18 protein-coding genes and 2 tRNA genes are annotated in these 20,850 nt (G+C 66.0%); 5 read left to right on the top strand and 15 right to left on the bottom strand.

Translation table 11 applies throughout. The features are described 5' to 3' along the window. The first annotated feature begins 7 nt into the window (after positions 1-7). On the top strand, positions 8-1,930 hold the full coding sequence (gene pknB, locus AC5RTY_RS05205) for a Stk1 family PASTA domain-containing Ser/Thr kinase (protein WP_494024917.1): 1,923 nt from the start codon (positions 8-10) through the stop codon (positions 1,928-1,930). 58 nt (positions 1,931-1,988) lie between these two features. Here the strand turns inward: pknB and AC5RTY_RS05200 are convergent, their stop codons facing one another. Beyond that, positions 1,989-2,633, bottom strand: a complete 645-nt coding sequence (locus AC5RTY_RS05200) for an anthranilate synthase component II (RefSeq protein ID WP_494109609.1) — start codon at positions 2,631-2,633, stop codon at positions 1,989-1,991. 267 nt (positions 2,634-2,900) lie between these two features. On the opposite strand from AC5RTY_RS05200, the gene AC5RTY_RS05195 reads away from it, so the two are divergent. Continuing rightward, positions 2,901-3,152, top strand: coding sequence for a cell division protein CrgA (locus AC5RTY_RS05195; protein WP_494001213.1), 252 nt, complete (start codon positions 2,901-2,903; stop codon positions 3,150-3,152). Between the two features lie 6 nt (positions 3,153-3,158). Continuing rightward, on the top strand, positions 3,159-4,151 hold the full coding sequence (locus AC5RTY_RS05190; RefSeq protein WP_494001212.1) for a magnesium and cobalt transport protein CorA: 993 nt from the start codon (positions 3,159-3,161) through the stop codon (positions 4,149-4,151). Between the two features lie 84 nt (positions 4,152-4,235). Here the strand turns inward: AC5RTY_RS05190 and AC5RTY_RS05185 are convergent, their stop codons facing one another. The 3 genes from AC5RTY_RS05185 to AC5RTY_RS05175 all read right to left on the bottom strand — a co-directional run bounded on the left by AC5RTY_RS05185 (position 4,236) and on the right by AC5RTY_RS05175 (position 7,614). Further along, positions 4,236-5,411, bottom strand: a complete 1,176-nt coding sequence (locus AC5RTY_RS05185; protein ID WP_494013426.1) for an NAD(P)-dependent malic enzyme — start codon at positions 5,409-5,411, stop codon at positions 4,236-4,238. A gap of 742 nt (positions 5,412-6,153) precedes the next feature. Continuing rightward, positions 6,154-7,011 carry a rhomboid family intramembrane serine protease gene (locus tag AC5RTY_RS05180; protein ID WP_494013427.1) on the bottom strand — a complete coding sequence of 286 codons (858 nt, stop codon included), beginning with the start codon at positions 7,009-7,011 and terminating at the stop codon, positions 6,154-6,156. 60 nt (positions 7,012-7,071) lie between these two features. Beyond that, the gene (locus AC5RTY_RS05175; protein ID WP_494001209.1) at positions 7,072-7,614 is read right to left on the bottom strand and encodes a peptidylprolyl isomerase; all 543 of its coding nucleotides are present in this window, start codon (positions 7,612-7,614) and stop codon (positions 7,072-7,074) included. Between the two features lie 119 nt (positions 7,615-7,733). Here AC5RTY_RS05175 and AC5RTY_RS05170 point away from each other — a divergent pair, with 119 nt between their 5' ends. Next, on the top strand, positions 7,734-8,747 hold the full coding sequence (locus AC5RTY_RS05170; RefSeq protein ID WP_494013429.1) for a hypothetical protein: 1,014 nt from the start codon (positions 7,734-7,736) through the stop codon (positions 8,745-8,747). Positions 8,748-8,872: 125 nt separating this feature from the next. Further along, positions 8,873-9,712 carry a glycosyltransferase family 2 protein gene (locus tag AC5RTY_RS05165; protein WP_494001207.1) on the top strand — a complete coding sequence of 280 codons (840 nt, stop codon included), beginning with the start codon at positions 8,873-8,875 and terminating at the stop codon, positions 9,710-9,712. A 3-nt stretch (positions 9,713-9,715) separates the two neighbouring features. Here the strand turns inward: AC5RTY_RS05165 and AC5RTY_RS05160 are convergent, their stop codons facing one another. The 11 genes from AC5RTY_RS05160 to dnaN all read right to left on the bottom strand — a co-directional run bounded on the left by AC5RTY_RS05160 (position 9,716) and on the right by dnaN (position 20,709). Further along, the gene (locus AC5RTY_RS05160) at positions 9,716-10,621 is read right to left on the bottom strand and encodes a DMT family transporter (RefSeq protein WP_494001206.1); all 906 of its coding nucleotides are present in this window, start codon (positions 10,619-10,621) and stop codon (positions 9,716-9,718) included. A 137-nt stretch (positions 10,622-10,758) separates the two neighbouring features. Further along, positions 10,759-10,831, bottom strand: a tRNA-Ala gene (locus tag AC5RTY_RS05155). Positions 10,832-10,867: 36 nt separating this feature from the next. After that, on the bottom strand, positions 10,868-10,984 hold the full coding sequence (locus tag AC5RTY_RS05150; protein ID WP_493978246.1) for a DLW-39 family protein: 117 nt from the start codon (positions 10,982-10,984) through the stop codon (positions 10,868-10,870). Positions 10,985-11,019: 35 nt separating this feature from the next. Further along, a tRNA-Ile gene (locus tag AC5RTY_RS05145) sits at positions 11,020-11,093 on the bottom strand. A gap of 60 nt (positions 11,094-11,153) precedes the next feature. Further along, positions 11,154-11,717, bottom strand: a complete 564-nt coding sequence (locus AC5RTY_RS05140; protein ID WP_493978245.1) for a DUF3566 domain-containing protein — start codon at positions 11,715-11,717, stop codon at positions 11,154-11,156. Continuing rightward, complete coding sequence (gyrA, locus tag AC5RTY_RS05135; protein WP_494139156.1) at positions 11,714-14,389, bottom strand: DNA gyrase subunit A; 2,676 nt, start codon at positions 14,387-14,389, stop codon at positions 11,714-11,716. Before gyrA ends, AC5RTY_RS05140 begins: the two co-directional genes overlap by 4 nt. Positions 14,390-14,460: 71 nt before the next feature. After that, a complete protein-coding gene (gene gyrB, locus AC5RTY_RS05130; protein WP_494139173.1) occupies positions 14,461-16,485 on the bottom strand; it encodes a DNA topoisomerase (ATP-hydrolyzing) subunit B in 2,025 nt (674 codons plus the stop codon). A 315-nt stretch (positions 16,486-16,800) separates the two neighbouring features. After that, positions 16,801-17,439 carry a DciA family protein gene (locus tag AC5RTY_RS05125; RefSeq protein WP_494139155.1) on the bottom strand — a complete coding sequence of 213 codons (639 nt, stop codon included), beginning with the start codon at positions 17,437-17,439 and terminating at the stop codon, positions 16,801-16,803. After that, positions 17,420-18,616, bottom strand: a complete 1,197-nt coding sequence (recF, locus tag AC5RTY_RS05120) for a DNA replication/repair protein RecF (protein ID WP_494139154.1) — start codon at positions 18,614-18,616, stop codon at positions 17,420-17,422. The genes AC5RTY_RS05125 and recF overlap by 20 nt, the downstream gene beginning before the upstream one ends. 10 nt (positions 18,617-18,626) lie before the next feature. Continuing rightward, complete coding sequence (gnd, locus tag AC5RTY_RS05115; protein ID WP_494133121.1) at positions 18,627-19,553, bottom strand: phosphogluconate dehydrogenase (NAD(+)-dependent, decarboxylating); 927 nt, start codon at positions 19,551-19,553, stop codon at positions 18,627-18,629. A gap of 31 nt (positions 19,554-19,584) precedes the next feature. Continuing rightward, positions 19,585-20,709: a DNA polymerase III subunit beta gene (gene dnaN / locus AC5RTY_RS05110; RefSeq protein ID WP_494001329.1), complete on the bottom strand. Its 1,125-nt coding sequence runs from the start codon at positions 20,707-20,709 to the stop codon at positions 19,585-19,587. Positions 20,710-20,850 lie beyond the last annotated feature (141 nt).

The raw sequence follows: 20,850 nt of genomic DNA, 5'->3' as shown, positions 1-20,850 counted from the left end.
ACAACCAGTGGACTCGCCGCACATCCTGGCTGGCCGCTACGAGGTGGGGGAACTCATCGGACGCGGCGGGATGGCCGATGTGCTGCTGGGCCGTGACATCCGCCTGGGCCGCTCGGTGGCGGTCAAGCAGCTGCGGACCGACCTGGCCCGCGACCCGATGCTCCAGTCCCGGTTTCGGCGCGAAGCCCAGGCGGTGGCCGGGCTGAACCACCCGGCAATCGTTGCCGTGTACGACACGGGGGACATGGATCTTCCCGGCGCGGCGGAGCACGACGTCAAGGTCCCGTTCATCGTGATGGAGTACGTCCGGGGCCGGACGCTGCGTGAATTCATCAAGGGCCGCGAGCTGGGCATCGAGGACTCGGTCCGCTATGCCCTCGGCGTCCTGGCCGCGCTCGAATACAGCCACCGCTCGGGCATTGTGCACCGCGACATCAAGCCGGCCAACGTCATGGTCACGCCCGAGGGCAACGTGAAGGTGATGGACTTCGGCATCGCGCGTGCGCTGGCCGATTCGGCCGCGACGATGACGCAGACCCAGGCGGTTCTGGGGACCGCACAGTACCTTTCCCCGGAGCAGGCCCGGGGTGAAGCCGTGGACGCGCGCAGCGACTTGTACTCGGCCGCCTGCCTGCTCTACGAAATGCTTGCCGGTCGTCCGCCCTTCATCGGTGACAGCCCGGTGTCCGTGGCCTACCAGCACGTCCGCGAACTCCCCGAACCGGCGAGCCGCTTCAATCCTGACGTTACGCCTGCCTTGGATTCCGTACTGGAACATGCGCTGCAAAAAGACAAGGCGGACCGGTTCCAGACGGCCGCTGCCTTCGCGGACGCGCTGCGTGCGGCGCTGGGCGGGACGCCGCACCAGGCGGCCGGGCCGGCGACGGAAGCGTTTCCCGCACTGGCTCCCGCCACCGAACTAATCACCCAGCCGGCCCACGCCGTGGCCGGGGAAACTCCTGACCTGTCCCACACCGCCTACTCGCCTGATGACGACGCCGGGCCGGAAACGGCCTCCTACGACCGCGGGCAGCTTCCCACCGCCTTGGCCGTGGGCAGTGAAGACGACATCGAACCCGAGCGCCGGGCCAAGCGCCGGGCATGGATCGTCACGCTGATCATTGCCTTGCTGCTGGTCCTGGTGGGCGGAGGCTACTACGTCTACAACATGCTGGTGCAGAACGCCGTCCCGGATACGGTTGCCGTTCCGGCTGTGGCGGGGATGGACCAGAACGCCGCCACCAACGCCATCTGGGCAGCGGATCTCAAGCCACGGGTTGAACAGGAGTTCAGCGACGACGTCGAGGCGGGCATGGCAACCCGAACCGATCCGGACGTCGGAGAACAGCTGGAACCGGGCAGCCAGGTCGTGGTCTACATCTCCGAGGGTAGCGAATTTGCTACCATTCCCAAGGACCTGGCCGGCCGCACCGAGGCGGAGGTCCGGGACAAGCTCCGGAATCTGGGCCTGGAACCGGGGGAAAACGTCCCGGCGAACAGTGCCTCCATGCCGCGCGGGAATGTGGTGACCACCAAGCCCGCCCCCGGCGAGAAGGTCAAGACCGGTTCCACGGTGGACCTGGTCATCTCGAACGGCATGGTGCGCGTTCCGGCCCTGATGAACAAAACTGTTGAAGAAGCCGGCACGATGCTGGAAGACGCGGCCGTTGCCCTGCCCTACCGGGTACAAGAGGTCGACAACGAGGTGGTCGCACCCGGCACCGTCGTCGGCCAGAGCGTTAAAGCGGGAACGGACGTCGAACAGGGGACTGAGATAGTCCTGACCGTTGCGGTTGCACCGCCGCCCCCCGAGCCCTCCGAAACGCCTGCGCCCGACCCGGATGAGGGCTCCGACAGAGGCAACAACTCCGGCAACGGGAACGGCCGCGGCAACGGGAACGGCCGGGGCAACGGGAACAGCGACGACTGACAGCATCCGTGGCAGCCTGGTCCCCGCGACCGGTCGCGCGGTCCCGCCCCGGAGCGGTTCAGTGGGTAATGAGCGGGCTGAGCGCGGCGGCGCGTTCGGCCGTTCCCTCCGCGCCGAGCGACTCCAGCCAGTTACCGAGCATCAGGTAGCCGCCTTCGGTCAGCACCGATTCGGGATGGAACTGCACGCCCCACAGCGGCGCGCTCCGATGGGCCAGCCCCATCACGACTCCGCTGTCGGTCTCCGCGGTGATTTCGAGTTCGGCAGGGATGGTGCTGCGCACGGCCGCCAGCGAGTGGTAGCGGGTGGCCGTGAACGGGTTCGGAACGCCCAGGAAGGCGTTCTGGTCGCCGTGGGTCACGTGCGAGGTCTTCCCGTGCATCAATTCGGGGGCATGGGTGACGGTGGCGCCATAGGCCTCGGCCAACGCCTGGTGGCCCAGGCACACGCCGAACATCGGCTTTGCTTCCCGGCCGCACCAACGGATCAGCTCGACGCAGATGCCCGCCTCGGCAGGCGTTCCCGGGCCGGGGGAGACCAAGACCCCGTCGCGGACTCCGGCCAGTTCAACCGCTTCCTCGAGGGTGACGTCATCGTTGCGCACCACAGTCGTTTCCGCGCCGAGTTCCTGAAGGTAGCCGACCAGGGTGTAGACGAAGCTGTCATAGTTGTCGATGACGAGGATGCGCGGAGTCTTGCTCATGTGACGGTCGTGCCAATCGTGGAGTTGTTCCGGGACGGGGACTGCGGGAGCCGGTCGGCACTCCGTCGGGGGAACGGGAGCCAAGGCGGCAACAGCAGCACTCACACTATGATCGGTCCCCCGCGGTGATCCCGGCAAATGCGCGGCGGCGAACGTCACATACATTGGCTAGACTAAACAGCTAGACGGTCGGCGGCGGCGGACTCGCGTGAAGATCGCGGCCCCGGCCTGCCAGTGCCAACCACCCCTTGATGCCCCGGAGGATCTGTGCCCGAGTCGAAGCGCCGCAAGAGGACCGAACGGCGTCCCGAGGAATTGACCGCCAAAGGCAATAAGCCCAACCCCGTGTGGTTCAAACCGGTCATGTTCGGCCTCATGATCATCGGCCTGCTGTGGATCATCGTTTTCTACATCACGCAGGGAGCGTGGCCGCTGCCGGCAGCAGGGTCCTGGAACATCATGATCGGGTTCGGCATCGCCATCGCGGGCTTCCTGATGACGACCAGGTGGCGCTCGTAGGCAGTCATGCTGGTTGATAACGGCATCTACGTCGACGGCGTCCGTGCCGCAACGCCCGAAACCCTGGAGCAGACGTTCAGCGAGCTGCACCGGTACTCGGGCATGGCGTGGATAGGGCTCTACCGGCCGAGCGAGCCGGAGCTGGCCGCCGTGGCAGCGGAGTTCGATCTTCACCACCTGGCCGTGGAGGACGCCTTGCGCGGCCATCAGCGGGCCAAGCTGGAACAGTACGGCCGCACGCTGTTCACCGTCCTCCGGCCCGCGCGCTACATCGACGAAACGGAGAAGGTGGAGTTCGGCGAACTGCATGTCTTCATGGGGCGGGACTTCCTGATCACCGTCAGGCACGCGGAGTCGCCGGATCTGGCCCACGTGCGGCAGCGTATGGAGTCCGTGCCCGACCTGCTGGCGACGGGACCGCAGGCGGCGCTCTACGCGGTCCTGGACCAGGTCGTCGACGAGTACGAACCCGTGGTGCTCGGCCTGGAGAACGACATCGACGAGATCGAAGACCAGCTCTTCGGCGGCGATCCCGACGTTTCCCGACGGATCTACGAGCTGCTGCGCGAAGTCATCGAGTTCCAGCGTGCCCTGCACCCGCTGGAGGGGATGATCGCCGTCCTCGAACGAGGCACCAAAAACCCTGACCTGGACCTTGAGGTGGCCCGCGGGTTGCGCGACGTCGAGGACCATGTCATCCGGCTGAACGAGCGCGTCGACGCCTTCCGTGCCGTCCTGCAGAACGCCCTGAGCCTCAGCTCCACCCTGCAGGCCCAGAAACTCACCGAAACCAGTGTTGCCCAGAACGAACAGGTCAAGCGCATCTCGTCCTGGGCGGCCATACTCTTCGCCCCGACTTTGGTGGCCGCCGTCTACGGGATGAACTTCACGGTGATGCCGGAACTGGACTGGGCGTTCGGCTACCCGATGTCGCTGGTTCTGATGTTCCTGACGGCCCTCGGGCTTTACTGGTTCTTCAGGCGCAACCGATGGCTCTAAAGCCCGCCTGACCGGGCAGGTGCGCCGGAAGCCCGCTCCCGGGATACGGGGACGGGCCCCGGCAGGGCGGCTGCCAGGGTAGGCTCAGCCGGCGTCTGCGGCGGCCATCACGGCAGCGGTAACGGCCGGGGCCACCCGGGGGTCCAGCGGGCTGGGGATGATGTAATCGGCCGCGAGGTCTTCCCCAACGATTCCCGCGATTGCCTCGGCCGCGGCAACCTTCATGGCCGGGGTGATGCGGCGGGCACCCGCGTCCAGTGCGCCGCGGAAGATGCCCGGGAAAGCCAGGACGTTGTTGATCTGGTTGGGGAAATCGCTGCGGCCGGTGGCCACAACCTTCGCGAACTTCGCGGCGGTCTCCGGGTGTACTTCCGGATCCGGGTTGGACAGCGCGAAGATGATGGCGTCGTCGGACATCTTCTCCAGGGTCTCTTCCGGGATCGTGCCGGAGGAGACCCCGATCAGCACGTCTGCCCCGTCGAGCGCCTGCGCGCTGCCGCCGGTGACTCCGCGCGGGTTTGTGCGGGCAGCATAGGAGGCCTTGACCTCGGTCAAATCGCCGCGGTCGCCGTGGATGATGCCGCGCGAATCCAGCAGGATCACGTCGGCAACGCCGGCGGCCAGGAGGATTTCGGCGACGGCGATGCCCGCCGCGCCCGCGCCCGAAATAACCACCTTGAGCGACGCCAGCTCGCGGTTGACCACCTGGGCGGCATTGGTCAGCGCCGCAAGGGCTACCACGGCGGTGCCGTGCTGGTCGTCGTGCATGACCGGCATGTCCAGGGCCTCGATGAGGCGGGCTTCGAGCTCGAAGCAGCGTGGCGCCGAAATGTCTTCAAGGTTGACGGCGCCGAAGCTCGACCGCAGCCGCACCAGGGTCTCAATGATCTCGTCAACGTCGGTGGTCTCGAGTACCAGCGGGATGGAGTCCAGTCCGGCAAACTGCTTGAAGAGGGCAGCCTTCCCCTCCATCACCGGCAGTGACGCAGCCGCCCCGATGTTGCCCAACCCCAGCACCGCGGTGCCGTCGGAGACCACTGCCACCAGCCGGGAGGCCCACGTGTACTTCCCGGCCATTTCCGGGTCGGCGTTGATGGCGCGGCTGACTTGGGCCACACCCGGCGTGTAGGCGATGGAGAGATCGCGCTTGGTGTCCAACGGTGCGGTGAGGCCAATCTGCAGCTTGCCGCCCTCATGGGCGCTGAAGATCTCCTCGCGGGTGAGGTCGATTCGTGTGGAGTTGCCGGTTTCGGTAGTCACGTAGATTCCTTCTGTTGTTCCTTCCCTTCACGGGAGGGAGCTTGGATGGCCCGGCCTGCGACAGGCCGGTAGGAAGCAGATCCTCCGAGAGGCCGCAGCCGGCCGTTCACAAGGCATGGGGCGCGGCGCATTCGATCCGACTATCGCCTGGGTCCGGGACGGCCGCGTGGGCCCCGTGGCTGGTCGAGCGAGGGGACCGGATTTCAAGGCTACCTGAAGGCCGGTTTGCAGGGTCTGCATATGTCTTCGGCCGGACGAATGTTTCGCCTTTTCCACTGTAGTGCCCGGCTAATTGCAGGGGCTGCAGGCTTAGTTGTCCACGTTTTCACAGTTGTAGACCGAACTTATCCACAGACGTGCATAACTTTGGGGATTACTTCCGTCCACCCCTTCTGTCACCTGCCATCACGTTATCCACAGCTGTGGAATTACATGTGTGTAACTTATCCTCACTGTGCATAACTCCTGTGCATAACATCCTTTCACCTCAGCGAGGGCCGCGGAGCTTTCCACAGCCAGCCCACAGGATGGGGAAAGCAGGTTGGGGAAAACGCGCAGTTGCACGGCAGGCGCGCCGGAGGGAGTGAGAGGGGCTCGGGCACAGCGTGCGCCTGCAGCCAGCCCCCGGGCGGGACTGCCCGGAGATTGCCGGTCCGGCAAACGGGACCACACAGGAAAGGCGGGCAGGAACCGCGTCCTCCAGGACACTTTTCCTGCCCGCCTTGGCGGAAGCCGGCCGGGGTTACGTCATCGCCTTCAGGGCAGTGACCGCCACCAGCACAAGGAGTATGGCAGCCAGCCCGGTGAACTGGACAACGCTTCGATTCTTTCCCTTCGGCGCGTAGGCCAGCACCACAGCGGACAAGGCACCAACCAGCAGTCCGCCCAAGTGCGCCTGCCAGGCAATGCCGGAGACCACGAATCCGAGCACCGCGTTGATGCCAATCAGCACCAACAGCGATCTGACCTCGCCGCCGCGTTGCCGCTGCACGATGAACAGTGCGCCGAAGAGGCCGAAAATGGCCCCTGAGGCGCCGACCACGGGAATGTTGGGAGCGGAGAGCAGGAGTACGCCGACCGAGCCGCCGAAGCCGGAAAGCAGGTACAGCCCAAGGAACCTCAGCCGCCCCAACAGGGGCTCCAGGTGCCGGCCCAGGATCCACAAGGCGTAGAGGTTGAAGGCAATGTGCAGGAGGAAATTCGGCGAATGCAGAAAAGCCGAGGTGATCATCCGCCACGGTTCCGGCGCGTAGAACGGATTTGGAAGGGTGTAGACCGGCGCGTACAGGAACCTTTCGGTGAAGCCGGGAACGACCCACTGCAGCAGATAGGCAACGGCGCAGATGCCGATCAGTGTCAGCGTGACCACGGGACGGCCGACCGCGGCCACCCCGCCATAGACGGTACGGACAGTCGGCATGCTGCGCGCCGCTTCGTTGACGCAGTCGACGCACTGGACGCCAACCGACGCCGTGCGCTGGCATTCCGGACAGGCCGGGCGTCCGCAACGCTGGCAGCGCACGTAGGAGACGCGGTCCGGATGCCGCGGGCAGACGGGGACATCGGTCTGCGGCGGTTCGGCCGGCATTCCGTAGGACATGGAGGCGCTCCTGCTGGGAAAAGGTCCCCGCCCGGGTTCCGGGCGGGGACATTAGGCAACTTAGAGCTGCTCGACCGTGATGTTCTTGATGACCACGTCTTCCAGCGGCTTGTCCCGCTGGTCGGTAGCCACCGCGTTGAGGGAATCGACGACGGCGCGGGAAGCTTCGTCCGTGACGTCGCCGAAGATCGTGTGCTTGCCCTGCAGCCAGGTGGTGGGAACGGTAGTGATGAAGAACTGCGAGCCGTTGGTGCCGCGGCCCCCCTGGATGCCGGCGTTGGCCATGGCCAGCTTGTAGGGCTCGTTAAAGTTCAGGTCGGGGTTGATTTCGTCGTCGAACTGGTAGCCCGGGCCGCCGATGCCCTGGCCCAGCGGATCGCCGCCCTGGAGCATGAAGTCCTTAATGATGCGGTGGAAGATGACGCCGTCGTAGAGCGGAGCGTTCGTCTCTTCGCCGGTCTGCGGGTGCTTCCAGGTGATCTCGCCGGTGGCCAGCCCGATGAAATTCTTCACGGTTTTCGGGGCGTGGTTGCCGAACAGGTTCACCACGATGTCGCCGTGGTTGGTGTGGATAGTGGCCTTAGCTGTAGCAATAGCAGTCATGGCACCATTCTTCCACGGCGATTCCCCTGGGTTCCCGCCGTCGGCCGGTTCCGCGATGAGTGAAAATCCCGCGCGTTTCATCGCCGGCATAGCCGTCTGCAAGTGCAGGAAGTAGGCTGATGAACGACCGTCACCATTTCCGGGAGGTAGTAGTGAAGAAGACCAAACGAATAGCTCACGACGCAGAAGGCAATGTTTTTGTCCTCGTGGGAACAGCCAAGGACTGGGCCTCTCCCAAGATGGCAGCCGCGCGGAACTGGGCCGTCCCGCGGATCGAAAAGAGCATTGAGACCGCTTCACCGCGCATCCAGGGGGGGCTGCAGAAGGCCGCCAAGGATCTTTCCCACTCCGTAGTAACTGTGACGCCGAGGATCCAGGAGGGATTGGACAGCCTGGCCCCGAAGATTTCCCACGTTGTGGATGAGGCTGCTCCGCGCATCCAGGAGACCCTGGACCGGGCGGCCCCCGCCATCACACATGCCCGGGACAAAGTAGTCGACGAGTACATCCCGACCGTCTCAGCACGGCTCGCCGCTACCGCAGACCAGGTCGCGAAGACGCTGGACAAGACCGCGCTGCCCGTTTCGGTGCAGGCCGCCGTCGTCAAGGCGGGCGGATCCAAGCGCGCCCTCAAGAAAGCCCAAAAGGCAGCCGCCGGGCATGCCAGGAAGGCTGCCAAGGAGCTGAAAAACCAGCAGAAGTCCGGGGGCGGCAAGGGTTGGCTGATCGTGGGCATCCTCGCGGCCGCGGCAACGGCGGGAGTGGCCGCATGGCGGGCTGCCCGGCCGGTCGAAGATCCGTGGAAGACGCCGGTCCAGCCGACGAGTGCGACTCCGGCACCGGGTCAGGTTTCCACCACCACCAGTCCGTCGAGCTCGAGCTCCGCCTCGACTTCCACAACTTCCACCTCGACAGGTACCGCCGGGGCTGCCGAAACCGCAACAGCCAAACACGCTGCAGCCCCGGCCACCTCGGATGCCGCAGCGGGTACCTCTGTCTCCGATAAGGGTTCCGAGGCCGCGGCAGCCACGGCCAAGACGACCGGCAACGGCCCCACCCGCTCCGCGCGGGCGGCCGGCCAGAAGGCTGCGGAAGCTGCCGACGCTGCCGCCGAGAAGGACACCAAGAAGTAGTTTTCCTTCAGCACACGCCGTAATGGGAGCTCCCCGAAGGGGAGCTCCCATTGTTCTCTCCCGTCCCATCCCCTTCACGACCCGCTTCCCGGACTCCCGGCAAGCCTGCTGGTAGATTTCATGCCGTGAGAAGTGCTGCGCCCAGCGTGTCGATCGTCATCCCGGCCTTCAATGAAGAGTCGGTTATCCGCCAATGCGTCTACGCCGCGGTATGCCAGTCCGTGGCACCCTGGGAAATCATCGTCGTGGACAACAAATCGACCGACGGGACAGCCGACCTGGTCCGGGCCATGCAGGCCGAATACCCCGATGTTCCCCTGATCCTGCTCGAGCAGGATGCGGAGCAAGGCCTGATCCCCACGCGCAACTTCGGCCTGGACCATGCCACCGGAGAAGTCCTGGGCAGGATCGACGCTGATTCCGTCCTGGAGCCCGACTGGGTTGAGCGCGTGCAAGCGGCTTTCGCCGACCCGGAAGTGATGGCGTGCACCGGTCCGGTGCTGTACTACGACATGCCGCTGCGGCGCTTCGGCCTCCAGGCCGACGACCGCCTGCGCCGCTTCGTTCTGAAACTGGCCAAGAAGCAGTACCACTTCCTCTTCGGATCCAACATGGCCATCCGCCGCGGAGCCTGGGACATTATCCGCAACGAGGTTTGCCGTGATGAGGCGGACGAGATGCACGAGGACATCGATATCTCCGTTCATCTGGCCGACCACGCGCTCAGGATCCAATACGTGCCGGAAATGATCAGCGGCATGTCGGCCCGGAGGCTGGAAGATTCGCCCAAGGACTACCGGTACTACGTCACGCGCTTCGAGCGCACCTACAACGTCCACAAGATCGACCGCCGCATGGCGCGGGTGCCGATGCTGATCTTCATGAGCGTCTACTACCCCGCAAAGCTGCTGCGCCGGGTCCACCAGGCCCGCACGCAGGTCCGCGTGACGCGCGGCGGGCTGTAGCCGTTAGTCCCTCCCGGGTCCGCTGGCTTCCGGCACCGGGTTGCGTCCCTGCACCTTCGACCTGTTCTGGGAAAGCACGACGGCGGCCAGGCCCGCCAGGATCAGTGCCAGGCCCGCGTAGGTGCCCCACGGAAGGGTCTCGCCGAGGAACAGGGCCGCCAGGGCGGCGGCTCCGGGGATTTCCAGCAGGATGATCATTGAAACCACCAGCGGACTCAGGACAGCCAGCAGGTGGTTCAGCACCGAGTGGCCCAGCAACTGGGCCACCACGGTCACGGCCAGGATCCCGGCCCAGGCTTGGGGCGGGAACCCGGCGAGCGGCTGTCCGAAAGCCAACGCCATAGCCAGCAGGATGAGTGCGCACAATCCGTAACAGATGGTGGTGTACGGTCCCGTGGACAGCCGGCGCCGTACCCGGCCGCCGGCCATCGTATACACCCCGGCCATGGCCCCGCCGACCAGGCCGAGCAGGTCGCCCAGCAGTGCCTCTCTGGAGAGCCGCAGGTCGAACCCGGAGATCACCAGTACGCCGGCGAACGCGAGCCCGACACCGCACAAGATCAGCCGGGACGCCTTGATGCCGCGCAGCCGGTTGAACAGGACGATCCAGGCCGACTGCAGGCAGACCAAAGCAGTCGCCGCCGCCACCGAGGTCAGCTGCAACGCGGTGATGAAACAGGCGAAGTGGAGCGCCAACGCGACGGCCGCCACCGCGCTGAAGCCGATGTCCGACGTCGTCAGCTTCCGGAACTCCTGGCGCCGGCCGATCGCCGAGGGTACTCCCATCACGACGGCGCCGATGATGTTCCGCCAGAATGCGATGGCCAGGGCGGGGGCGGCAGTGGCAGCCATGATGGGACCGGACGCGGAGATGCCGAGCACAGCCAGTGTGGCCAGGAAAATGATCACACCTTCAGCCTAGGGGTGAACCCTGCCAAACCCATCCCGCCGCGGCCGCGGGGGGCGAACGCAGCGGGGGAGCGAACGCAGCGAGGGAGCGAACGCAGCGAGGCCCCGATCCGTAGATCGGGGCCTCGCATTTCCGGTGGAGGCAAGGGGACTCGAACCCCTAACCCCCTGCTTGCAAAGCAGGTGCGCTACCAATTGCGCCATGCCCCCGGAGGGTCCGGTCGGCGGGACCGGATGATGCCAGAGTCACTCAACCTTGTCGGTCGCGCGGCTCCAAGCGGATTTCTCCGCTTCGGATTCCTGCCACTTCTTGTACACGAAGACACCCGCGGCCGCGGCTGCCATCAGCAGCAACTTCTTCACGGTGTCCTCCCGACATCGGTGGGATCAGTCATCCGTGGGCGTACCAGGACTTGAACCTGGGACCTCTTCGTTATCAGCGAAGCGCTCTAACCGCCTGAGCTATACGCCCCCTGCCCTTGCGGGCCGAGATACGACTTTACAGTACGCCGGGCCGGAACTTCAAATCCGCTCAGTCGTCCGTCAGCGTGACCCCGATGCCGCCGACCAGCGTCGCCGAGATGTTGTAAAGCACCGCGGACAGCATGGCCAGCGCGGTCAGCAAGACCACGTTCACGACGGCAATGATGGTGGCGAAGGACGCGACCTGTCCCAGGGAGGCGTAGGACCGCAGGTCGAATCCGCCGCCCTCGGTGCCCGCGACTTCCGTCAGCAGCCCGTTGACCCGGTCAAAGATGCCGGTGATGTCCAGCGTCGTCCAGAGGACGATGGAGGCCACCACGGTGACAATGCCGAGGGCAACGGAGAGCAGGAAGGCCATCTTCAGCACCGACCACGGGTCGACCTTGCTGACCAGCAGGCGGGCACGGCGGACCTTGGCCTTCGGAGCCGGACGCACGAGTCCCGGACGGGCGGGCTGGCCGGCCGGGCGCTGTGCGCCGTTGGCCGGACGCTGCCCGCTGTTCGCCGGGCGCTGGGCCGGGCGTGCCGGCGTGCCGCCGCTGCGAGTGGTAGCCCGGGGCGCGTTGGCCGGCTGCGGGCGCGTGCCCGGCCGTGGCGTTTTAGGTGTACTCACTCGTTACCTCCGTTTTCCGGCGCCGGCGTTTCGGCTGCGGACTGCGTCATGTCTGCGTTCAACGGTACTTCATCGGTTGCCTGCTGCGCAGATTCGGCGTCGGTTGTGCCGCCGGTTTCGGGACCTTGGGGCACCTCCGGCGTGTCGGTGTCTTCCTCGTCGGCGGCCAGGCCTCGTTCGGAGTTCCTGGCGACGGCGATGATGCGGTCCTTCTTATCCGGCTTGGCGAAGATGACGCCCATGGTGTCGCGGCCCCTGACGGGGACACCGGCGACGGAGGAGCGGACCACCTTGCCGCTTTCCATCACCACCAGCACCTCGTCTTCCTCCTGCACGATGAGTGCGCCGACCAGATGCCCGCGTTCTTCCTGGTACTTGCCCACCTTGATGCCCAGGCCGCCGCGGCCCTGGACCCGGTATTCGTCGGCCTTGGTCCGCTTGGCGTAGCCGCCCGCGGTCACGATGAAGACGTAGGAGTCCTCGCGCAGCACGCCGGCCACCAGCAGTTCGTCGTCTTCGCGGAACTTCATGCCGGTCACACCGGAGGTGGCCCGTCCCATCGGCCGCAGTGCCTCGTCCGTCGCGGTGAACCGCAGGGACTGGCCGCGCCGGGACACCAGCATCATGTCGTCGGTCTCGGCGACCAGCCGCGCCGAAACGAGCTCGTCGCCGTCGCGCAGGTTGATCGCGATGACGCCGGCGGAACGGTTCGTGTCGTAGTCCTCCAGCCGGGTCTTCTTGATCAGGCCGCGTTTGGTGGCCAGCACCAGGTAGGGGGCCTGCTGGTAGTCCTTCAGGTCCATGACCTGGGCAATGTGCTCGTCCGGCTGGAAGGCCAGCAGGTTCGCCACGTGCTGGCCCTTGGCGTCGCGGCCGCCTTCGGCCAGTTCGTACGTCTTGGCCCGGTACACCCGGCCCAGGTTGGTGAAGAACAGCAGCCAGTGGTGCGTCGTGGTGACGAAGAAGTGCTCGACCACGTCGTCGCCGCGGAGCTGGGCGCCGCGTACTCCCTTGCCGCCTCGCTGCTGCGACCGGTAGTTGTCGCTGCGGGTGCGCTTGACGTACCCGCCGCGGGTAATGGTGACCACCATCTCCTCTTCGGGGATGAGGTCTTCCATGCTCATGTCCCCGCCGTAGCCCATCATGATCTGGGTCCGGCGGTCGTCACCGTACTTGCCGGTGATCTCGGCGAGCTCCTCGCTGACGATGCTGCGCTGTGCTTCTTCGGACGCGAGGATGCGGTTGAACTCCTGGATCATCCGCTCGAGTTCGGCGTGGCGATCCTGGATCTTCTGCCGTTCCAGCGCGGCCAGCCGGCGCAACTGCATATTCAGGATGGCCGAGGCCTGGTCCGTATCGATGTCCAGCAACTGCATCAGGCCGTCGCGGGCTTCTTCCGTGGTGGACGAGGCGCGGATCAAGGCGATGACTTCATCGAGCGCGTCCAGGGCCTTGAGCAGGCCGCGCAGGATATGCGCTTCTTCCTCGGCCTTGCGCAGCCTGAAGCGGGTGCGCCGGACGATGACTTCCAGCTGGTGGGTAACCCAGTGGCGGATAAAGGCGTCGAGGGTCAGGGTGCGGGGCACCCCGTCGACAATCGCGAGCATATTCGCCGCGAAGTTCTCCTGCAGCGAGGTGTGCTTGTAGAGGTTGTTCAGCACCACCTTGGCCACGGCGTCGCGCTTGAGCACGATCACCAGGCGCTGGCCCGTGCGGCCGGAGGTCTCGTCGCGCAGGTCGGCGATGCCGGCGACCCTGCCTTCCTTGGCCAGCTCGGCGATCTTCATGGCCAGGTTGTCCGGGTTCGCCTGGTACGGAAGTTCCGTGACCACCAGGCACGTCCGGCCCTGGATTTCCTCGACGTTGACCACGGCGCGCATGGTGATGGAGCCGCGGCCGGTGCGGTAGGCGTCCTCGATGCCCTTATGGCCCAGGATCTGCGCGCCGGTGGGGAAGTCGGGCCCCTTGATCCGCTGGATCAGCGCTTCGAGGAGCTCTTCACGGCTGGCAGTGGGATTCTCCAGGTACCACTGGACGCCGTCGGCCACTTCACGCAGGTTATGCGGCGGGATGTTGGTGGCCATACCGACGGCGATGCCCGAGGAGCCGTTGACCAGCAGGTTCGGGAACCGGGCGGGCAGGACGGTCGGTTCCTGGTTCTTGCCGTCGTAGTTGTCCTGGAAATCGACGGTGTCCTCGTCGATGTCGCGGACCATTTCCAGCGCCAGCGGCGCCATCTTGGTTTCCGTGTACCGGGGGGCGGCCGCGCCGTCGTTGCCGGGCGAGCCGAAGTTGCCCTGCCCCAGCGCCAGCGGGTAGCGCATGGTCCAGTCCTGGATCAGGCGGACCAGGGCATCGTAGATGGCCATGTCGCCGTGCGGGTGGTACTGGCCCATGACCTCGCCCACCACGCGGGCGCACTTGTTGAAGGAACGCTCGGGGCGGTAGCCGCCGTCGAACATCGCGTACAGCACCCGCCGGTGCACCGGCTTGAGGCCGTCGCGGACGTCCGGCAGGGCGCGCCCGACGATGACCGCCATGGCATAGTCCAGGTAGGACCGCTGCATCTCGGTCTGGAGGTCGACCTGCTCCACCCGGTCGGTCAGGATTTCGCCCTCGATCGGCTCATCGCCGGTGCCTGCGGGCAGGTCGGGCGTCTCTTCGTCGCTCATCGTTTAAGTTTCCTTTGCGTCAAAACCTTGGTGCGGCCCGGTCAGCGGCCGGTGGCCGGCTGCGGCGGGGGCTAAATGTCGAGGAAGCGGACATCCTTGGCGTTCTGCTGGATGAAGGTGCGCCGGGATTCGACGTCTTCGCCCATCAGGATCGAGAAGGTCTGGTCCGCGGCGGCGGCATCCTCCATCGTCACCTGCAGCAGTGTCCGGTGGCCGGGGTCCATGGTGGTGTCCCACAGCTCCGTGTAGTCCATTTCACCGAGGCCCTTGTACCGCTGGATGCCGTTTTCCTTGGGCAACCGCTGGTTGTTCGCCAGGCCGCGGCGGACGGTCTCGTCCCGCTCACGGTCGCTGAAGACATAGTCGTGGGGGTGGTTGGACCATTTGATCCGGTAGAGCGGCGGCTGCGCCAGGTAGACGTAACCGTTCTCGATCAGCGGTCGCATGTAGCGGAACAGCAGGGTCAGGAGCAGCGTGGTGATGTGCTGGCCGTCCACATCGGCGTCGGCCATCAGCACGATCTTGTGGTACCGGGCCTTCTCCACGTCGAAGTCCTCGCCGATGCCGGCGCCGAACGCGGTGATCATGGCCTGGACCTCGGCGTTGCCCAGCGCGCGGTCCAGCCGGGCCCGCTCCACGTTCAGGATCTTGCCCCGCAGCGGCAGGATGGCCTGGGTCTCCGGGTTCCGGCCGCGGACGGCCGAACCGCCTGCGGAGTCGCCCTCCACGATGTAGATTTCCGACTTGGATGGATCGCGGGACGAGCAGTCCTTGAGCTTGCCCGGCATGCCGCCGGATTCGAGCAGCCCCTTGCGCCGGGTGGATTCGCGCGCTTTCCGGGCGGCCAGCCGGGCCTGCGAGGCCTGGATCGACTTGCGGATCACGTCGCGGGCCGGCCCGGGATTGCGCTCCAGCCAGTCGCCGAGTTCGTCCGTGACCACACGCTGCACAAAGCCCTTGGCCTCGGAGTTGCCCAGCTTGGTCTTGGTCTGGCCCTCGAACTGGGGCTCGCCCAGCTTCATGGAGATGACGGCGGTGAGGCCCTCGCGGATGTCGTCGCCGGTGAGGTTTTCTTCCTTCTCCTTGATCAGGTTCTTCTCGCGCGCGTAGCGGTTGATCAACGAGGTCATCGCGGCGCGGAAGCCTTCTTCGTGCGTGCCGCCTTCGTGCGTGTTGATGGTGTTCGCGTAGGTGTGGACGCTCTCCGAGTAGGAGGTGGTCCACTGCATCGCGACTTCCACCGAGAGCTTGCGCTCCGTGTCCTCGGTCTCGAACGCGATGACCTCGGGGTGGATGACCTCCACCTTCTTGGAGGAGTTCAAGTGCGTGACGTAGTCCAGCAGGCCGTTGTCGTACTTGTAGACCACCTGGCGGTGTTCGGCCGTGGTCTCGACCTCGGTGCCGGGCGTCGTGTCCAGGTCCACGTCCTCGGCGTCCGGTGCGTGGACTTCCGGACGGCGCTCATCGGTCAAAACGATTTTGAGGCCCTTGTTCAAAAAGGCCATCTGCTGGAAGCGGGCGCGCAGCGTTTCGAAGTCGAACTCGGTTGATTCGAAAATCTCCGGGTCCGCCCAGAAGGTCTGCGAGGTCCCGGTCTCGGTGGTCTCCTCGCCGCGGCGCAGGTCGCCCACCGGGAGGCCGCCGTTGGCGAAGGACTGGTGCCACACGTAGCCCTGCCGGCGGATCTCGGTCTCCACCCGCGCGGACAGCGCGTTGACCACCGAGATGCCGACGCCGTGCAGGCCGCCGGAGACCGCGTAACCGCCGCCGCCGAACTTGCCGCCCGCGTGCAGGATGGTCATCACGACCTGGACGGTCGGTTTGCCCTCGGTCGGGTGCATGTCCACGGGAATGCCGCGGCCGTTGTCCACCACCCGGACGCCGCCATCGGCCAGCAGCGTGACGTTGATGGTGTCGCAGTAACCGGCCAGCGCTTCGTCGACGGAGTTGTCCACAACCTCGTACACGAGGTGGTGCAGCCCGCGCGGACCGGTGGAACCGATGTACATGCCCGGGCGCTTGCGGACGGCTTCCAGGCCTTCAAGGACGGTGATGTCGCTGGCGTCGTAGTGCTTGCCGTCGTTGCCCTCTGTCATTTGGGGTTCTGCGCCGGTGTTTTCCAGCTCATTGTCCTCTGCCACAGTTGCCGTTGACTCCTTGTGTTCCGTCCGGGGGACTCGTGTGTCGGCGCCGTTCCGGATAGAGGACGGGCGCCGCCTAGTCAATTCTACCGTGTCAGGGCGGTGAATCCTGCACGAACATGGCTCTATGCGGCACGGAAACCGGGTTTTGACGCCGCCGCCGGGTGCCCGATGGGACCGTGTATGTCCGCGGACGTCTCCAGCGTCCTACACGCCGTCTAAGCGAGCCGGTGCCGGCTGCTTCCGGCCGGCCTCCCGCGAGGGGCGAAATCAGCCGTAAGTGTCCCGCGGTCCGCGGCCGCTAACGGACCTCTTGCCCTTGCGCCAATTGGGCGCTGCCGGCGCCAGCACCTGGATTTTAGTGACGACGCCGGGGCCCAGCTTTTCGTCGAACCGCTTCAGCAGGGCACTGCTGAGCAATCGCAGCTGCGTGGCCCAAGCCGTTGAGTCGCAGCGGACCTGCACCGTGGTTTCCTCGAAGCTCTCCGGCCGGCAGTGGGCGGCGATGTCCGCGCCGACCAATTCATCCCACCGCGAAATGACCGATCCGACGGCCACCGGGGAGTTCCAGCCGCGTTCCGCGACAAACCGGTCGAACACGCGCCCCAAGCCCTGGGGGTCGCGGCCGAAGTCCTGCGGGCCGGCGGACGGCCGCGCCCCCCGGGATGCGCGGCGGCGGCTGTTGGCCCTCGTGCGCACGTCGCCGCGGGCCGCCGCTGCAAGGCGCACCCGGTTCAGGACGGCTTTCGCGGCGTCCAGGTCTTCGACAGCTCCTTCGTCACGGGACGGCTTCGCTCCCGCCGGTCCCGCGGGCGGGGGAGGCACCGCCGGATCGGGCAGGCCCGGCCGCCGTCCCGCCGGCTCTGCCGGCTCCTGCGGCCGGTCCCGGTCAGGCGGTTTCCTGGCCATTGGCCACGCCTCCCGGCACCACCATGAACTGTTCCCCCGCCAACGCGTCGGGGATGTCTTCGGCCACCGCGGCAGTGACGATCACCTGCTCCGCCCCGGCCACGATGCCCGCGAGCCTTGACCGACGCTGGTTGTCCAGTTCGGCGAAGACATCGTCCAGGATCAGGACGGGAGTCGCGCCGGGCGTAGCGTCGTCGTCGCAGAAGACGTAGTACGAGGCCAGCCGGAGGGCCAACGCCAGGGACCAGGTTTCGCCGTGCGAGGCGTAGCCCTTGGCCGGTGCCTGTCCCAGCAGCAGCTCCACCTCATCGCGGTGCGGCCCCACCAGCGAGATGCCCCGCTCCGTTTCCCGCTTGCGCTGCTGTTTGAAGGCGGCAAGGTAGAGTTCCGCCAGTTCGGCCGTTCCCAGGCTTGCCAGCGGCGGAAGGCCCGCCCCGCCGTCGTTCTCCACCTCGCCGTCATCCGACAGCTGGCTGTGGATGGTGGAGCGGTAGACGGCGGCCGCATGTTTGGAGCCATCGGTGAGGGCGGCGTACGCCGCGTCCAGGTGCGGCTGCAGCAGGTCCACCAGTTCCAGCCGTGCCTTCAGCAGGGCGGCCCCGGCCTGTGCCATGTGCTGGTCCCACACCTCCAAGGTCGCTTCGTGGGCGGCGGTGAACCGTCCGCTGGCGCGCGCCGATTTGAGCAGGGCATTGCGCTGTTTGAGGACGCGTTCAAAATCGCTGCGGGTGGCCGCATGGTGCGGAACCAGGCTGGCCAGCAGCTCATCGAGGAAGCGGCGCCGGTTGGACGGGTCGCCTTTGACCAGCGCGAGGTCTTCGGGGGCGAAGAGCACCGTGCGCAGGTGCCCGAGAATTTCCCGCGCACGCACGGGGTTGGCTCGGTTGATCCGGGCCCTGTTGGCCCTGCCCGGAGTGATTTCCAGTTCCAGCGAGGTGCTGCGCCCGCCGCGGTCCACCCGTGCCCGCACCAGCGAACGCGGTTGGTCGAACCGGATGAGGGGTGCGTCATTGCTGACCCGGTGTGACGAGAGCGACGCGAGATAGCCGATGGCCTCGACAATGTTGGTCTTGCCGACCCCGTTGGCTCCGACAAACACCGTAATGCCGGGCTTCAGGGCGATGTCGAGCTGCGGGTAGGTGCGGAAATCGGTCAGGGACAGGTATTCAACAAACAATGCGTTACAGCTACTTCGACTCGTTGCGGGGGCCGGCCTGGTCTTGTGCGGGCTTTCTGACAGCGTGTCCGCCAAACTGGTTACGGAGGGCAGCCACCATTTTCATGGCGGGCGCGTCGTCTTGGCGCGACGCGAACCGTGCGAACAGGGCGGCGGTGATGGCCGGGGCCGGGACACCGTGTTCGATGGCCTCCTCGACAGTCCACCGGCCTTCACCGGAATCCTCGACGTAACCGCTGACCTGGCTCAACCCCGGATCCTCGTCGAGGGCCTTCACCATCAGGTCCAGCAGCCAGGACCGGACCACCGTCCCCTTTTGCCAGGCCCGGAAGGTGCCCGGAACATCCTTGATGATGTCCTTGGCTTCCAGCAGTTCGTACCCTTCGGCGTACGCCTGCATCAGCCCGTATTCGATCCCGTTGTGCACCATCTTGGCGTAGTGGCCGGCGCCGACGTCGCCCACGTGGGCGAAGCTTTCCTCCCGGGGGCCCTCCGGCCGCAACGCGTCGAAGACCGGCATCGCTGCCTGGACAAGGTCGGCGCTTCCGCCGGCCATCAGGCCATAACCGTTCGCCAGGCCCCAGACGCCGCCGGATACGCCGACATCAATGAAACCTATCCCGCCTTCGGCCAGGAGGGCTTCGTGCTTTTGGTCTTCGGTGAACTTCGAGTTGCCGCCGTCGATCACCAGGTCTCCGGCGGAGAGCTTGCCGGCCAGCTCTGTGATGACCGTGTCGGTGACCTCACCGGCGGGCACCATGACCCACACGGTGCGTGGAACCGGCAGGGCCCGGATCATTTCGTCAACGGTCGCGGTGTCACTGACCTCCGGGTTCCGGTCATAGCCGGTTACCTCGATGCCGCCGTCCCGGAGCCGCTGCCGCATGTTGAAACCCATCCGGCCCAAGCCGATCAGTCCGATGTGCATCCGAGTCACTCTTTCCTCTCGTCCATGGGTCGGCGGGGTATTACTGGTTGGGCAACCTCACCGGCATGAGCAGGTACCGGTAGTCTTCCTTGTCGTCGCCCTCGAGGTCGTCCTGGGCGGATATGACCGCAGGCTTCGGCGGCGTGGTGAAGGAAAACCGGACGTACTTGCTGTCAAAGGCGCTCAAGCCTTCGGACAGGTAGTGCGGGTTGAAGGCGACGGTGATTTCGTCGCCGGAGAGCGACGCTTCGATCGCCTCGGACGCCTGGGCGTCTTCGCCGGTTCCCGCGTCCAAGGTCAGGAGACCGTCGGTGAAGGCCAGCCGGACCGGGGTGTTGCGCTCGGCCACGAGCGACACGCGGCGGACGGCTTCGATCAGTGTGGTCGTTTCGACTGTCGCATGGATCGGGGTGTTGTCCGGGAACAGTGAGCGGATCTTGGGGTAGTCGCCGTCCACCAGCAGCGAGGTGGTGCGGCGTCCGCCGCTTTCGAAACCGATCAGTTCGCTGTTGTCCGAAAGCGCGATGTTCAGGTCGCCGGAGCCGCCCAACGTTTTGGCTACTTCGCTCAGAGTCTTGGCTTTGACCAGCGCGCTCGTGGAAATGCCCGGTGTGGCCGGACGCCAGGACAGCTCCCGGAGGGCCAGGCGGTAGCGGTCGGTGGAGAGCAGAGTGATCAGGTCGTCTTCGATTTCCATCCGGACGCCGGTCAGGATGGGCAGGGTGTCATCGCGGCTGGCCGCGATGATTACCTGGCTCACGGCCTGGGCGAACGCCTCTCCATCGACGACCCCGCTGACTTCCGGCAGCGCAGGGAGTTCCGGATAATCGCCTTCGGGCATGGTGGCGAGGTTGAACCGGCTGTTGCGGCAGGTGAGGGCAACCTTCGAACCGTCGGTTTCGATATCGACAGGTGCCGACGGCAAGCTTCGGCAGATGTCCGCCAAGAGGCGTCCGGAGACCAGGATGGTGCCTTCTTCAGTGACGTCTGCCGGGATCTGGAGACGGGCTGAAATCTCGTAGTCGAAGCTGGCAAGGCTCACCATGCCGCCTTCGGCCCGGATGAGCAGGCCCGACAGAACGGGGACAGGCGGACGTGGTGACAGGGAACGGGCTGTCCATGTCACGGCTTCCGCCAGAACATCCCGATCAACTCTGAACTTCACTGAAGTAAGCCACCTTTCACAACGAACATGCCGGGGAAGACCGCCTGCGTCTGGCCGGGGTGCAGCGAGTGGGACTGCGAACACCAGGTTGAAGCAGATGGCAACGATTCTCTGTGCAAGCTTAGCCGCAGCAACCGTCAT

This window comes from Arthrobacter sp. Y3224055 (assembly GCF_059090825.1).
Note: the sequence above shows the minus strand (reverse complement) of the source record. Positions and strands in the feature narration are given on the sequence as shown.